The following is a 15,571-nucleotide window of genomic DNA, read 5'->3' on the forward strand; positions in this document are numbered from 1 at the left end:
AAAGGTTATTTGTCTTAGAATAATGGAAAAGCAGGTTAAAAGTTTTTTCTTTTTAGCAGGAATAGCTGAGCTTATTTCATATTTACGGCAGCATTATAAGTAGCATCAACAACAGCAGCCATCTTATTAAAATCAAGTGTTTCAATCGTGTCCGAAGGTTTATGATAGTTCGGATTCCTTAAAAAGGAGGTATCGTTTATCATCACTGCAGGAAAATTAAATTGCCAGTAATTACGATGATCTGAAAGACCCGCAAGGCCTACTGCCGATGGAAAGTTGATCAGTTGAACGTCGATATTTGCCTTGCCTTTCATCAAACCAAACACTTTACGTGAATAATCGCTCTGCTTCTCCAATCCAACAACAATGATGAAATTACCCGTATTTGGATATAGCTTTTTAAGTTCGTCGGATGGGAATCCCTGAGAGTTGGGTTCATCAGAGAAATAACCTATCATTTCAAAACATAGCATCCCAATAACAGGGATATTGTTTTGTTTCAGATACTTTGCATGAATGAAACTCCCCATTTGCTGAGTAGCAAAATATGGAGGCTCCTCAAGATTATAAGCAACGAAATCAATGCGATAGTCGAGCTCAACCTTAGAATTTGCCATCAGCCTAGCAATTTCGAGTAAGCCGGCAACGGCACTCGCATTATCATCAGCGCCGGGTTGTTCACCGCAAACATCATAATGCGCTCCAATAATCAGGCGCTCCTTCTTTTCTAAATTATAGGAAGCAATAACGTTCTTATATTCCTTTCCCTCAGCGGTCCATTTTTGCTCTTCCGTTACCAAACCAGCCTTCTCGAATTCATCTTTAATATAAGATGCCGCTTTCGCAAGTGACTCCAAATTATCAGAATTACGCGGAGGATTCAATTCGGTAAGAAAACGAACATCTGTTTTCAAGCGGTCACTGTTTGCCTTCATAGATATACTTTGATCTGGGTTTGTCTGTTTATGCTCACTCGTCCCCCTTTGCTGGCATCCCTGCAAAAAGCAAAAGAGTAATAATAGGTTTAGAATGGACTGCATAAGCAAATGTTTTTAAAAATATAAGGTACTATCAGCAGTGCTACTCACCGCGAAAATAAAAGCTAATTTAGGAAGAGATCAGTGACAAAAATGTTTACTGAAGAAATTGTTTTCTACGGAAAAATCAAGTGGTCGCGCAAATTGGTATGGCTGTTGTGCCTTGAGGCTTAAAAACTATGAAAATAACATGAACAGCTCGGAAGCCAGCTTAAATCTTAATAGTAACTTAAAAAAGGAACAGGAGTACCTTCTAGCGGAAAGTAACGGGAAAAGCGCCGGAGAAAATTCTGTCTGGAGCAAACGCCTTAGTACGTTTCCGGCTTTGCAAAGTAAAAACTATAGGATATATTTTTTCGGACAACTGGTTTCTGTGATAGGCACCTGGCTTCAAATTGTAGCTCAGGGCTGGCTGGTCCTTCAGCTTACCAACTCACCTTTTCTAATTGGTCTGGTCGCCGCTTTAGCAACCACTCCTTCCTTGCTTTTCTCCTTGTTCGGAGGTGTGATCGTTGATAGGTTCTACAAAAAAAGGATTCTATTTATCACACAAAGTCTTGCCATGATACTTGCACTTTCATTAGGTATTTTAACAAACCTGAACCTCGTTAACGTACCTGTTATCTGTACATTCGCATTTCTTATGGGAACGGTAACCGCAATAGATGCACCTGCACGACAAGCTTTTGTATCGGAGTTAGTGACCAGAGAACAACTAGCCTCAGCCATTGCTTTAAATTCTGGAATATTTAATGCAGGCCGTGTTATTGGACCCGGAATAGCGGGCTTGCTGATTGCGGTAGCTGGATCGGGCGGAGCTTTTATTGCCAATGGTGTAAGCTATATTGCAGTAATTGTTGCCTTATTCTTTCTTTCCATTCAAGAAAAACCTCCTGTAAGCAATCTTCATCCTATTCAGGCTATTAAAGAGGGGATACAATATTCTTTCTCTCATCCGATCATCAAAGTACTGCTGATGTTTACAGCGGTTATCTCTGTATTTGGCTGGTCGTATACTACCATCATGCCTGTAATCGCCCGGAACGTTTTTCATGTTGAAGCGAAAGGACTTGGGTATCTTTACTCTGCTACCGGATTAGGTTCTTTACTAGCCACCTATTTGGTTGGCGCACATTCGAAAAGAGTTTCATCAACATTGTTTATAATCGGTGGAAATGCTATTTTTTGCCTCAGCTTAATTGCATTTGCTAACACCACTTATTTACCGACGGCGCTTTTTCTTCTGTTTTTTACGGGTTTAGGGCTTTTGTTGCAATCGTCTATGATGAACACTATAATTCAGGGGATGGTTAAAAACGAATTTCGCGGAAGGGTTATGAGCTTGTACATCCTTATGTTTATGGGATTAGCGCCCCTCGGCAATTTTGAAATAGGGTGGCTAACCGAACATTTTGGAATCAGGTGGGCAATAACTATTAATGCGTCTATCGTACTTATTTGTGGTATGATCCTTTTATGGTACCAGAAGAATATCAGAGAGGCTTACCGGAACTACAAAACGTTGAAGGAAGCAGAGATCCTGGTATAAAGGATCTAAACCTTAATAAAAGATCCCTGTTAGATGTTTATTATGAATAGTATTCAGTTTACCGATCCTGAAGAGGAGATCGTCGATCCCCAAAAGGAAAAAACAGATTTAGAGGCCTGGGAAGAACAAACCGAGAAGGAGATCTTCGATGATGATGACTTTATCGGGGACCTGGAAGACGAGTGAGCCTTGCTTATCACAATTAAAGCCCAATTTCTTAAAAAATGTTAAATTTCTTTCTTTTAGGCTATTTTCCTTAAGCCAGCTGTAGCATTTCATTTTCTCCTGCGTCATTGGATAAAACGATTGATTCATGACACAGAACACACCTATCCACTTTAATATCTCAAAAGGACTTCGGTCAATATCCCCCTTCTGCTTTTCAGGAGCGGTAAAATTGAACCTGGGGAATTTCACCGGAGATTTCACCCTCTCCACCGAGAACTCCATTTTGTCAACCTAATTAGCATTTCATCATGCTGGTATACGGTATACCTTTGATTCATCAAGAAAGAAATAAATATTAAAAATCACTCTATAAACTACAGACAATGAAAACTTTAAAAACTCTTACAGCTGCCCTATTGATCATCTTTACTTCAAGTGCATTTGCAAATGATAATGATGATACTAAGAAAAGTGAAAAGCTATTGATGGACTATACAATTAAAAGATATATAAATGCCATCAGTCACGGAGAAGTAAAGGGTATCTCCGAAATATTTGACAACGACGTAAAAATGACAACCACCAGGAACAATAAGATCGAGAGCTATGGTAAATCAGATATTTTAGGATCTCTGAAATTCACCGAGAACGCCGAGCAAAACTGCAGCACTGATTATAAATTCCTTGAAATGAATCCAACTCAGGCTGTTGTAAAGATAAGCATGAACTATGATGGCTTTAGTAAAGTGAATGTTGTAAGCCTGGCCAACACAGCTAAAGGGTGGCGTATCACTAATATCTCAACTTCGATTTACTAATAACACACTATAAACTGGTTCTATATAAACAAAGCCGTCCAATGAATATTGAGACGGCTTTCTTGTTTTAATAAGCTTTTTCTAAAAGTTCGGTTTCAATACGTACTTATTATAGAAGGTAAAGATCTGCTCTGCAGCTTCCTCGGCAGTATCCACCAAGGAATACAAGTTTAAATCTTCCGGGCTGATATTCTTCGCATCCAGCATGTGATTCTCAACCCAGTCCAGTAATCCTCTCCAATAATCTGATCCAACAAGTACAATAGGGAATCTTGCAATTTTCCCTGTCTGGATCAGCGTAATTGCTTCAAACATTTCGTCCATGGTTCCAAAGCCTCCGGGTAAGACAATAAACCCTTGTGAGTACTTCATGAACATTACTTTACGAACGAAAAAGTAATCGAACTCGAGCATTTTATCTCTGTCAATATACTTATTATGAAACTGCTCAAATGGAAGTTCAATATTTAGCCCTACAGATTTTCCACCATTTTCATAGGCCCCTTTATTGGCAGCTTCCATAATTCCTGGCCCACCTCCTGAAATCACTCCATAACCCCTATCGGTTAATAAGCGGGCTATGTCTTCAGCGATCTTGTAATATTTATTATCCTGAGTTGTACGTGCCGAACCAAAGATTGACACACAAGGACCAATCTTTGACAGCTTTTCAAAGCCTTCCACAAATTCGGCCATGATCTTGAATATCTGCCAGGAATCCGTTACTTTGATTTCCTGCCAGTCCTGATTTTCGAACGCGCTTCTTATTTTGTCGTCACCTGTCATAATTTCAATTAAATATGATGTGTTAAATTGGTACCGGGCTTACTTGTAAACAACAACAAAAGAAAAGTTATCAAGCCATTGTAAATGATCAATTCAAACCCAATCACATAGCCCAACCACGCAGCAGAATTTGAATCTAATAAGAAACAAAGAGCTGGTGAAAGTATACAGATAAAAGGAACTAATTTATCTGCAACATCCCTTTTCGTTATCATTCCAAAGGTAAAAAGTCCCAACAGTGGGCCGTATGTATACCCTGCCGCTTTAAATATAGCATTTACTACAGAATCGTCATTAATGACCTTAAATACGAGGATCACCAGAAGCATTAAAAACGAAAATGCAATATGAACTATATGCCTTGTACGAACAAGTTTTGGAGAATTTTGATTTGTCTCTTTGTTAAAATTAAGGAAGTCTACACAAAAAGAGGTAGTTAACGCAGTAAGTGCAGAATCGGTGGTGGCAAATGTTGCTGCTGTTAAACCTAACATGAAAATTATGGCAGGAATAATATTCAGATGGTTAAGGGCAATTTCAGGGAAGAGATGATCTGGTGTTGCAAAGGAGGCCGTGTCAATATTATTCTTTGCCGCAAACATATACAAAAGTGCACCCACACTAAGGAAAAACAGGTTGATCACTACAAAGATCGAGGTAAAGGTTAACATGTTCTTTTGTGCCTCGCCAATGTTCTTACAGCTTAAATTTTTCTGCATCAGATCTTGGTCCAGGCCGGTCATGGCAACAGTAACAAAAATTCCCCCCAGGAATTGCTTCAAAAAATGACTTTTACTCCCCAGGAAATCCTCCCAGAAAAAGATCTTCGAATAACTGCTGTTTTTAACAGCTTCGAAAGTTTCACCGATTGTTAAATTAAGACTTTTTGAAATGAAATAAATGCTAAGGACCACCGAAGACAGCAGGAAAACGGTTTGTAGTGTATCTGTTATAATGATAGTTTTCAAACCGCCCCTATAGGTATATAACCAGATCAAAAGCAAACATATGATAATAGTTACCGCAAAAGGAATACCCCAGGCATCGAAAATGAATTTCTGTAAAACGATAGCTACCAAGTAAAGGCGGAAAGCCGATCCGATAGTCCGGGAGATAAGAAAGATCATCGCCCCCGACTTATAACTCCAAAAGCCAAGCCTCTTTTCGAGATAAGTATAAATGGACACTAGATGCATCCGGTAGTATAATGGAAGCAGCACCGTAGCGATCAATACGAAGCCTACTGCATTTCCCAGCACGAACTGAAAGTAACCGAAGCTGGTTTTTCCCACTGCCCCAGGCACTGATATGAAGGTTACCCCAGATAAGGCGGTTCCGATCATTCCAAAGGCCACCAGGTACCACTTGGAATTTCTGTTAGCTATAAAGAATGAGGAATTATCAGACGAGTTCCGGGAAGTGAAGTGTGCTACAACTATTAGGAGGAGAAAATATCCTATGATGAACGATAGAAGTACTATTGGCGACATACGTATTTGAAAACTCTAATATATACGTATTAAGGTGATTTATGTTGAAAGTAGCAAGGAAATAAGTTGGGGGAAAGTAAATCAGGCATCCTTTTTGAAACGTCATAGAGCAACAAACATCTACAACTATGACTACTGAGAAATTTAAAATACGCGATGTTCCTTCGCTTTTCAAGGAGACCTATAAGGAATGGATGGATGATGAACCTTTTGATCTAAGTGCAATTGTCGCTTACTATTCAATCTTTTCACTACCTGCTCTTTTAATAATAATCATCACTATAGCTGGAAGTGTTTTTGGACAAGAGGCAGTACAGAACCAACTTTCAGGGCAGATCGGTGGAGTGATAGGCCAGGACGCCGCCAAACAGATTCAGGAAATGATCGCCAATTCTTACCAACAGGGAAATAACGGAATTGCACTAGCGATAGGGATTGCTACCTTGCTTTTTGGTGCCACAGGAGTATTTGTAGCCCTCCAAAAATCATTAAACAGAGTTTGGGAAGTGAAGGCCGATCCAAAGAAATCAGGTTTTAAAACCTTATTGAAAACAAGAGCTACTTCGTTCGGTGTTATACTTGCAATAGGGTTCCTGCTTTTAATTTCACTGGTATTAACTGCTGGATTGACCGCTGTTAGCGACTTTGTAGCCGCCCGAATGCCTGATATCATCCTTTATATTTTTTATGTGATTAATTTCCTTGTCACATTTGCTATTATCACCCTGCTATTTGCTCTTCTGTTTCGTTTCCTTCCCGATGTAAAAATTGAATGGAAAAGTGTTTGGGTTGGAGCAGCAATTACAGCCCTGCTCTTTGTGCTTGGTAAATTTGCGCTCGCTCTATATTTTGAGATGGCTAAGCCTGCCTCGACGTATGGCGCAGCTGGTTCTGTAATCCTTGTACTACTTTGGGTTTCTTACTCATGCATTATCTTATTTTTCGGAGCTGAGTTTACCCAGGTTTACGCGAAACGTTATGGACACAGCATAGAGCCCAACGACAATGCGATCCGGATCGAAGATGATTACGAAGTACTGAAGGAATATAACCGTCATAAACAGGAAAGGGAGCAGTCGGAAAGACGCGGATTTAACGGTCAGGGGAACCGTGGGTTGGCTACAGAGTAGTAAGCTGATCAGCTATATAAAAACGGGGACCTCATGGAGCTCCCGTTTTTATATTTAGCATTTTCAACTGATCACGACATTGCTTCAGGGGCAGGGGGAGCAGAAGGCCTGGATTTATCTTCAGGCAAAGGAATAAATTCATGGTTATCCGTTGGCGGCAATAATATCCGACCCTGCTTCCAATCCTCTTTGGCTTGTTCAATCCTTTCTTTCCTTGAGGAAACAAAATTCCACCAGATAAAGCGTTCGCCCAGGGGCTCTCCTCCTAATAACATCAAGGTTGAAGGCTCTTTGGCAATGATTACCGGATCGACTCCCTTTGTATACACCAGCATTTGTCCCGGAAGATATATTTGTCCATTCACTTCAATAGACCCTTTCGCCACGTATACGCCTCTCTCACTATGTTCAGGAGGCAAGCCAAAACGAGCATCCTTTTGCAACTCGACGTGAATGTAAAATAAAGGAGAATGTGTTTTAACATCATTCTTAAGTCCGTAAGCGTTACCAGCAATCAGGCGCATCCAGACACCAGTGTCGGTAAATACGGGAAGCTGCTCTGGTTGATAATTATTAAATGCCGGCGTACATTCCTCGTCTTTTTCCGGTAGTGCAACCCAAGTTTGAAGTAATTCCAATTTACCACTTGCAAGAACAGCAGGATCCTCAAAACGTTCTGAATGAGATATTCCGCTTCCCGCCGTCATCCAGTTAACTTCTCCTGGCCGGATGATCTGTTCTACTCCAAGGCTGTCCCGATGGGTAACCTGGCCACCTAGCAAATAACTCACAGTAGACAAGCCAATGTGGGGATGAGGTAATACATCTATGGACGGCATCAGTTCCGGTGCTATATCAACAGGACCTGCATGATCCATAAATATAAAGGGACCCACCATTCTTTTTAACCGGAAAGGTAGTATACGACGAACCTCCATTCCAGGAGCAATAGAAGCTTTACGGGCTTCGATAACTATATCAAGCATAATACTCAATTTTAAAGTAAAGCTAATTACTACTTTTTGTCTACAATCTCAATTTTCGAAATAAAAAAAATCATAAACAGAGCGACCTCTCCTAGTATTAACCTTCTCTTAACATAAATTTAAAACTACAGGGCTAGTTTTGTTGCATCTACTAAAGCATCTCTTTGGCTGGCTTTCAAGTATCGATTTATGCCACGTTTTTCATTTCAACAGCAGGTTTTAACAGGTTTTATAATTACTCTGCTTTTTATTTTTTCAGGAGCATTAACAGCCTATAACAGGATCCGGGAGCTCCAAAACGACAGCCGTGCTGTTGACCGGAGTCAGGAAGTACTGAAGTTTACCAACCAGGTTTTAATTAACATAGTTCAGGCAGAAAGTAGTGTAAGGGGTTTAACGGCGACAGGTGATAGCTATTACCTGGATGCTTATAATGAGAATTTAAGTAAAATAAACCCTTCAGTCGACCGCTTAAGGTTGCTAGTTGAGGACAATCCGGCCCAAATTAACCTTGTCGATTCTTTGAAACTTCAGGTGTCCCAGAAGCTATACGTAATGAGCAGAATTCTTTGGAGCATTAATTCGAAAGACTATGATAAGGCAAAAGCTGATCTCTTGTCTGATCGAACCATCGTCCATATTCAAGGCCTTATTGAAGCGATAAAATTCGAAGAAACTGTAGACCTTGCTGCAAAAAGAAAAGCCAGCGAAAAGAATGTTACGGAAACCTTAATCGTTTTTGTAATTGGCAGTGCGATTATTATAAGTCTATTCCTACTGATGTTTCAGTATATAAGGGCGAGCTTTAAAAAACGTAAGCAAGTAGAGGACAATCTACTCGAAACCAATCAGCAATTAAAAAACATCTCGGAGGAAAATAAAAGCCAGAACTGGCTGCTTAAAGGAAGCACGGTTATAGATGAGGCAATGAGAGGGAAAAGAGACCTTGGAGAGCTGTGTGACGCCATTATCAAAAGCGTTTGTTTATACACTAACGCTAGTATCGGTGCTATTTATACTTTGAATGAGAGGAATAATCTGCAGTTAATGTCAGGGTACGCCTTTGATTCTGACCATTACAATATAGAAATAGCGACTGAAGACGGATTAGTAGGACGAGTGGCTACTGGTAAAGAGCAATTCATTCTTCACAACGTTCCTTCTGGATACCTCACAATTAAATCAGCTTTAGGGGAAAGTACGCCTCGCACAATGCTAATTCAACCGGTATTATTTGAAGGAGAACTTAAAGGTGTAATGGAGATAGGTTTTTTTGATATGCCCGAGACTACAGTAATATTTATTGAAAGAGTGTCGCATAATATCGCTGTAGCGATCAATAGTGTACAGGCAAGGTCGCAGTTTCAAACCCTTCTGGAGAATGCAGGTATGTTTGCAGAGGAAGCAATATAAAGAGCTAATGAATGTATAGAAAAATATACAAAGCAATATATATCAACAACTTATATCAAAAAACAAGAAACCCTTGATAACTTTTATCGTAAAGGATCACAATCAGAACACAACACACTTATATAAATATAAGGTGAAGTTTTTGATTGTGTAATTTTTTTAAGGGAGGTGACCCCATGTTGCTTCCTTTTTTTATTCCGTTTCACCCCATCTGTAAGAAGGTAGGTCCAGACCGGCGAGATCCAGCACCCTGCTTACGACAGTAGAAGCTAGCTCTTCAATCGTTTTAGGTTTACTATAAAAAGAAGGTACAGCCGGACAAATGATTCCTCCCGCCTCTGTTAGAGTTTTAAGATTATTAATATGAATTAAACTAAAAGGGGTATCTCTAACTACCAATATAAGTTTGCGTCTCTCCTTAAGGATAACATCGGCTGCCCGGGTGGTTAGATCATTGGAAATACCTGATGCAATTCTTCCTAAGGTTCCCATAGAACATGGAATGATTATCATGGTATCATACTTAGCAGAACCGCTGGCAAAAGGAGCCATAAAATTGCTCTTTTCATAGAACTTGAAGGGGTACTTCTTATAAGTAGCCTCGTCTAACTCAAATTCCCATACTTGTTTTGCGTTATCAGACATTACAACAGCTACCTGATCCAGCTGGTCTTCCAGGTTTACAAGCTTGTCAAGAAGCAGCTTTGCATAGATCGCCCCGCTAGCGCCTGTAACTGCTATAACTATTTTCCGTTTCAATTTAGAAGCCTCCTCTTTGTCTTACTGCTTCATACAAAATTATGCCAGCGGATACCGAAACATTGAGTGATGAAATTTCACCAAACATTGGGATCTTTGCCAGATGCTCAGATATCCTTATCAGTTCGTCTGATATTCCATCCTCTTCTGATCCCATCACAATGGCAGTAGGCATAGAATAGTCGGGAGTATAAAGGTATTCGTTTGTTTTCTCTGTGCATGCGACCAACTGAAGTCCCGACTCTTGCAGGAATTTTGCAGTTTTAAGCAAACTATCATGTCTACATACAGGAACCTTAAAGAGTGCCCCTGCAGACGTTTTTATAGCATCAGGATTTATCTGGGCAGATCCTTTAGATGGAACAATAATAGCATGGACGCCAGCACATTCGGCTGTACGGGCTATAGCTCCTAAATTTCTCACATCGGTAATGCCGTCTAAAAGCAGAATCAGAGGTGTCTCTCCCCTTTCATAGATCTCAGGAATAATGTTCTCAATTTTCTGGTAGGTGACAGGAGAAATCACGCCTATAACTCCCTGATGATTCTTCGTTGTTATCCTGTTTAGTTTTTCAACCGGAACCAGTTGATAAGATATCGCCGTATCCTTTAACAAGGCCTTCAGTTCAAGCAACAACCCGCCACCTAAACCTCGTTGAACATAAATAGCTTCGATATCCTTCCCACTTTTTATTGCTTCAATAACTGCGCGGATACCAAACACCATTTGGTTTGCTTCTTTTTTTGGCCTCTGAGGATGATTAATCATTTAAAAAATTTTTGGCCACAAAGTACTGATATTTTTTTCTGAAAGTCTAATTGTTTTATTGAGATAAGTAATTGTTTTTTAGCAGCCTCAACGAGATCGCTTCGCTAAGTTTTTAAGGTCAGAACCTTCAGGCAACTTTCATCCTCCGTTGGTGCGTTTCTGCTCATGAAGGTATGTCTTTCTAATTGTCAGTTAAGAGACAGTAATTTATTGCATTATTAACATGAATAAAAGTTATTAACACTGCTTCACAGATTGTAGTTCATTGCTTTTCTGCTATATCCACACCTTATCCACATATAAATGTTAAAACAAAGAGGATTTTTTCCACACAATTTATAGGTGGCAAATTAGCCCTGTTCACAAAGTCTTTTCGGAGTAGAGCCGCTTATGTTTAACTTTGTAGAATGAGTTCGGACAAGGATACCAATTACAATTCTTCAAAGAGAGCAGGCACGGGAAATGATCGTAGAGCACGCCTGACGACAATAGCCAGTGGTATGGGAAAGCTTCCTCCACAAGCTATCGACCTGGAAGAAGCAGTACTAGGAGCATTAATGCTGGAGAAGGATGCTCTCTCTGCGGTAATTGACATTTTAAAGCCTGAAGTTTTTTATAAAGATAGTCACCAGAAGATCTTCGCTGCAATCCATCAGCTTTTTCAGAAATCGTCGCCCATTGATATTCTAACTGTTACTTCCCAATTACGGAATCAGGGAGAACTGGAACTGATCGGTGGTGCTTATTATATCACAGAGCTTACCAACCGTGTAGTTTCTGCTGCAAATATTGAATATCACGCACGGATCATTTCTCAAAAGTACATTCAGCGAGAACTGATAAGGATTTCTTCCGAAATCATCACTAATGCTTACGAAGACACGACGGACATTTTTGATCTTCTGGATCATGCCGAAAAAAACTTATTCGACATTGCACAGAATAACCTTCGTCGTGATTCACGTAAAATGGATGACATTGTAAGGGAATCACTTGAGGCTCTTGAGAAACTTCGCGATAAAACTGATGGACTAACAGGTATTCCTTCCGGCTTCACCGGCCTCGACCGGGTAACTTCCGGATGGCAGCCCTCTGACCTTGTGATCATTGCAGCCCGTCCAGCGATGGGTAAAACAGCCTTCGTTTTAAGTTGTGCCCGTAATGCTGCCGTACAATTTGGGAAGCCTGTAGTAGTTTTCTCTCTGGAAATGTCCTCGGTACAGTTGGTAAATCGTCTTATATCCGGTGAAGCTGAGATTGAGCAGGAGAAACTCCGTAAAGGAAATCTTGCAGAATGGGAATGGCAGCAATTGCATTCTAAGATAGGAAATCTTACAGAAGCCCCTTTATTTATTGACGATACCCCTGCTCTTAATATTTTCGAATTCAGGGCAAAATGCCGGCGTTTAAAAGCACAGTATGACATTCAATTAATCATCATTGACTACCTTCAGTTAATGCATGGTAAAGCGGAAGGAAAAGGCGGAGGAAACCGTGAGCAGGAAATTGGTAGTATTTCCCGTGCCCTGAAATCTGTAGCAAAAGAGTTGAACGTTGCGGTTCTGGCACTTTCTCAGTTAAGTCGTGCCGTTGAAAGCCGTCCCGGTGCCAGTAAGAAACCAATGCTTTCCGACTTACGTGAATCTGGATCTATTGAGCAGGATGCCGATATGGTACTTTTCCTATTCCGTCCGGAATATTACGGATTAACGGAGGATGAAGAAGGTAGATCTACAGCAGGTGTGGGTGAGGTAATCATCGCGAAACACCGTCATGGTGAGACCGGGACTGTTCCACTTCGATTCATTGGTAAGTATGTTAAGTTTGCCGACCTGGAGGAAGATTTCGGAGGCGGAATGCCAGGAACAATAGGGGGAAGCGGAGCGCCTGCAAATCCTTTTGCCGGAATGGCTCCGTCTGAAGATTTCGACAAACCCTTCATTATTCGTCCTTCTCGTATGGATGAAATGGATGAAGAACCGCCATTTTAATTAATAGGAACCCACCAGCTCTTCTGATATCGAAGAAGGGCTGATGGGTATTTAGACTACACCTTAACTAAAAATATATTCCCAGTATTAAACCAGCAATAATTAGAATTGGAGTACTTACCCTTGTATAATTTAATACAAGGAATGTTGATACTACAATTCCAATGGACATGGGATTTAAACCCAAAGGCTGAAGCAGGAAAATAAAAGCTGCCACAATGAAGCCTACCGCTACGGCGTTGATCCCTGACAGAGATTTCTTAATTCGTCCTATCTTTTTCAAGTCGTTCCAAAAAGGCACAAAAAATAGCACTAATATAAAACCAGGAAGATTAATACCTAAGGTTGCCACCAGGCTTCCTATAATCTGCCCACCTATACTTTCGCCGGCATTTTTCATCGTCATTGAACCTAAAAAGGATGTGAATGAAAATGTAGGCCCTGGCAAAGCCTGCTGGATAGCATAGCCAGTTAAAAACTCATTTGCTGTTAAATAATGCTTCATCTCCACAAACTCCGTGAACATCAGGGGAACAAGTACATGCCCTCCTCCAAATATCAAAGCTCCATTACGATAGAAGTTTTCAAACAAACGGATAGGCAAACTAAATGGAGATGTTTTGTTGATTATGGCACCAAGGATGGCAAACAGCAACAGGATTCCCAGAAAGTATAGCACTTTGTTCTTATTGATACTTGAAAATAGCTTCACCCGGATCTCTGTTTCTTCGGCACTGGCCTCTGTAGCCGATGATATGATCCCTCCCATCAAGATAAGCATCGGGAAAACGTAAGCATTCTTAAGTATAAGCGTTACAATAACTGCGGCGATGGCTAACCATAGAGATACCTTTGATTTTATAACTGTTTGAGCGAGAGAATAGGCTGCAAACCCTACTATCCCAACAGCAATAGGCTTAACATAAGTTAGAATATGACTAAACCGGCCGTTTTCACCCAGCTGCTCATAAAAAATAGCAATGAGGGACAGAGCAGCTGCAGAAGGTGTGATCCAAATAAAAAATGTAAGAATAGACAACCATACCCCTCCTACTTTGTAGGCGATACCGATCAAGGTTTGGGTTGAGGAAGGGCCTGGAAGAACCTGAGTCAGAGCATTTAGCTCCAATAACTCCTCCTCCGTTATATAGTGCCTCCTCTTTACAAAATCTTTCAACATAATGCCGATGTGAGCCTGCGCTCCTCCGAATGCAGTAAGCGTGAACAGGGTAGCATCGCGTATAAAAAGAAACTGCTTTGCTGTCACTAGTCGTCTTCGTAATCCAGGCCCATTGCAGAATTATAGACTGTTTGCAGTTCACTTAGCGCATGATTATCACGTACGGCTCTCGCAACCTGCATACCTTTCTGGTAAGTAATTATAGCATCGTCTTTGCGGCCCAACTTTTCATAGAGCCTTCCCAGGTGGTAATATGTGCCCACATAGTTTTCGTGATTCACTTTCAAATCCTCGAAATAGCTTAGCGCTTTTTCGGTGTCATTTGCAGATAAATACTCTGTAGCCAATGCATATTTCAGGAATGGATCATTGGGTTCATTTCGAAGGAACTCTTGTAACTTCTCTAAACGATTTACACTCATTTGCTGTATTTCAATAAAAAAGGCCTTTTAAAGCCCGCTTTTCAATGGTTAGGCAAAGTACTATAATTTTTATATTTTGTACAGTTAAATTTCAAAGGCAAAATTTTCCGTAAGTTTGCAAAAAATACGGGGTATGAAACATCTGCCTTTTAATTTTTTAATGTAATTGTGCATCAGGATTTGCAGGATCATTACCAAGAGGGATAGAATGAAACTGGAAATCGCTGCAAACTGATGTTAAATTTGTTAAGTAATGCTTCCTTAGTTTAAACAAAGGTTAGCTGAAAATCAAATGTGACACCCATTACAAAAAATAAAAACTAAATATCAGTTACGGGATTTAGGAATAATAAGTGGTGACACATTTATAAGTGGTTCCAAAATTGATAGAAAATTAAAGAATTAAAAGCAACAGGTTAAAGCCGTGAAGGCTTAAAACTATCATGAAGAAAATAAAATTAGACATAGTAGGTTTATCATATAGTCAAACACAATCCGGAGCTTATGCCCTGGTTCTAGGTGAAGTAAATGGAAGAAGACGTCTACCTATTATTATTGGTGGATTTGAGGCACAGGCTATTGCAATCGAAATTGAAAAGATGACCCCAAGTCGTCCCTTAACTCACGATCTTTTTAAATCCTTTGCTCAATCTTTTAATATCAATATTGAAGAAGTAATCATCTATAATCTTGTAGATGGCATTTTCTATGCTAAACTGATTTGTAACGACGGCAAGAAAACCACTGAAATTGATGCCCGTACTTCTGACGCCATTGCATTGGCAGTACGCTTTGAATGTCCTATACATACTTATGAATTTATTTTAGCCACTGCTGGAATAATGATAGAAGGTAACGACTTCGTATTCCTTGAAAACATCGAATCACCAACTGAAGAAAAATCACCTAGCTCCCAAGGAAGTTACGCTTCATTAACAGACGATGAATTGAAAGAGAAGCTGCAACAAGCGCTTGCGGAAGAAGCTTACGAGAAAGCCGCAAGTATAAGAGACGAACTGACTAAACGCAACGCATTATAAAAATTCAAACAATATAGATTAAACCCGAACCTT

15 protein-coding genes are annotated in these 15,571 nt (G+C 40.2%); 7 read left to right on the forward strand and 8 right to left on the reverse strand.

Annotation, left to right across the window (positions count from 1 at the left end; genetic code table 11):
- Positions 1–71: 71 nt before the first annotated feature.
- On the reverse strand, positions 72–935 hold the full coding sequence (locus tag J4N25_RS05895) for a M28 family peptidase (RefSeq protein ID WP_207421214.1): 864 nt from the start codon (positions 933–935) through the stop codon (positions 72–74).
- 292 nt (positions 936–1,227) lie between these two features.
- Between J4N25_RS05895 and J4N25_RS05900 the strand changes: the two genes are divergently transcribed.
- From J4N25_RS05900 to J4N25_RS05910, 3 genes are all read left to right on the forward strand, one after another.
- Entirely contained in the window at positions 1,228–2,586 is a 1,359-nt protein-coding gene (locus J4N25_RS05900; RefSeq protein ID WP_207421215.1) for an MFS transporter, read from the forward strand.
- A 42-nt stretch (positions 2,587–2,628) separates the two neighbouring features.
- Positions 2,629–2,772, forward strand: a complete 144-nt coding sequence (locus tag J4N25_RS05905; protein WP_207421216.1) for a hypothetical protein — start codon at positions 2,629–2,631, stop codon at positions 2,770–2,772.
- Positions 2,773–3,137: 365 nt separating this feature from the next.
- Positions 3,138–3,572 carry a nuclear transport factor 2 family protein gene (locus tag J4N25_RS05910; RefSeq protein ID WP_207421217.1) on the forward strand — a complete coding sequence of 145 codons (435 nt, stop codon included), beginning with the start codon at positions 3,138–3,140 and terminating at the stop codon, positions 3,570–3,572.
- 81 nt (positions 3,573–3,653) lie between these two features.
- Here J4N25_RS05910 and J4N25_RS05915 read toward each other — a convergent pair whose 3' ends face one another.
- Together J4N25_RS05915 and J4N25_RS05920 are read right to left on the reverse strand one after the other, a co-directional pair.
- Complete coding sequence (locus J4N25_RS05915; protein WP_207421218.1) at positions 3,654–4,358, reverse strand: LOG family protein; 705 nt, start codon at positions 4,356–4,358, stop codon at positions 3,654–3,656.
- An 8-nt stretch (positions 4,359–4,366) separates the two neighbouring features.
- Entirely contained in the window at positions 4,367–5,848 is a 1,482-nt protein-coding gene (locus J4N25_RS05920) for a sodium:solute symporter (RefSeq protein WP_207421219.1), read from the reverse strand.
- A 128-nt stretch (positions 5,849–5,976) separates the two neighbouring features.
- On the opposite strand from J4N25_RS05920, the gene J4N25_RS05925 reads away from it, so the two are divergent.
- Positions 5,977–6,978, forward strand: coding sequence for a YihY/virulence factor BrkB family protein (locus tag J4N25_RS05925; RefSeq protein ID WP_207421220.1), 1,002 nt, complete (start codon positions 5,977–5,979; stop codon positions 6,976–6,978).
- A gap of 71 nt (positions 6,979–7,049) precedes the next feature.
- Here J4N25_RS05925 and J4N25_RS05930 read toward each other — a convergent pair whose 3' ends face one another.
- Positions 7,050–7,964, reverse strand: a complete 915-nt coding sequence (locus J4N25_RS05930) for a pirin family protein (RefSeq protein ID WP_207421221.1) — start codon at positions 7,962–7,964, stop codon at positions 7,050–7,052.
- A 189-nt stretch (positions 7,965–8,153) separates the two neighbouring features.
- On the opposite strand from J4N25_RS05930, the gene J4N25_RS05935 reads away from it, so the two are divergent.
- Positions 8,154–9,377, forward strand: coding sequence for a CHASE3 domain-containing protein (locus J4N25_RS05935; RefSeq protein WP_207421222.1), 1,224 nt, complete (start codon positions 8,154–8,156; stop codon positions 9,375–9,377).
- Positions 9,378–9,569: 192 nt separating this feature from the next.
- On the opposite strand, the gene J4N25_RS05940 is transcribed toward J4N25_RS05935, so the two are convergent.
- Together J4N25_RS05940 and rlmB are read right to left on the reverse strand one after the other, a co-directional pair.
- A complete protein-coding gene (locus J4N25_RS05940; RefSeq protein WP_207421223.1) occupies positions 9,570–10,136 on the reverse strand; it encodes a UbiX family flavin prenyltransferase in 567 nt (188 codons plus the stop codon).
- A 1-nt stretch (position 10,137) separates the two neighbouring features.
- On the reverse strand, positions 10,138–10,905 hold the full coding sequence (rlmB, locus tag J4N25_RS05945) for a 23S rRNA (guanosine(2251)-2'-O)-methyltransferase RlmB (protein ID WP_207421224.1): 768 nt from the start codon (positions 10,903–10,905) through the stop codon (positions 10,138–10,140).
- 407 nt (positions 10,906–11,312) lie between these two features.
- Here rlmB and dnaB point away from each other — a divergent pair, with 407 nt between their 5' ends.
- Positions 11,313–12,896: a replicative DNA helicase gene (dnaB, locus tag J4N25_RS05950; protein WP_207421225.1), complete on the forward strand. Its 1,584-nt coding sequence runs from the start codon at positions 11,313–11,315 to the stop codon at positions 12,894–12,896.
- A gap of 67 nt (positions 12,897–12,963) precedes the next feature.
- Here the strand turns inward: dnaB and chrA are convergent, their stop codons facing one another.
- Together chrA and J4N25_RS05960 are read right to left on the reverse strand one after the other, a co-directional pair.
- Positions 12,964–14,163: a chromate efflux transporter gene (chrA, locus tag J4N25_RS05955; RefSeq protein ID WP_369410827.1), complete on the reverse strand. Its 1,200-nt coding sequence runs from the start codon at positions 14,161–14,163 to the stop codon at positions 12,964–12,966.
- Positions 14,163–14,498 (reverse strand): heme biosynthesis protein HemY, encoded by a 336-nt coding sequence (locus J4N25_RS05960; protein WP_207421226.1) that lies wholly within the window; start codon positions 14,496–14,498, stop codon positions 14,163–14,165. The genes chrA and J4N25_RS05960 overlap by 1 nt, the downstream gene beginning before the upstream one ends.
- Before the next feature lie 443 nt (positions 14,499–14,941).
- On the opposite strand from J4N25_RS05960, the gene J4N25_RS05965 reads away from it, so the two are divergent.
- A complete protein-coding gene (locus J4N25_RS05965; protein ID WP_207421227.1) occupies positions 14,942–15,538 on the forward strand; it encodes a bifunctional nuclease family protein in 597 nt (198 codons plus the stop codon).
- The last annotated feature ends 33 nt before the right edge of the window (positions 15,539–15,571 follow it).

It is taken from the genome of Desertivirga brevis (assembly GCF_017355835.1).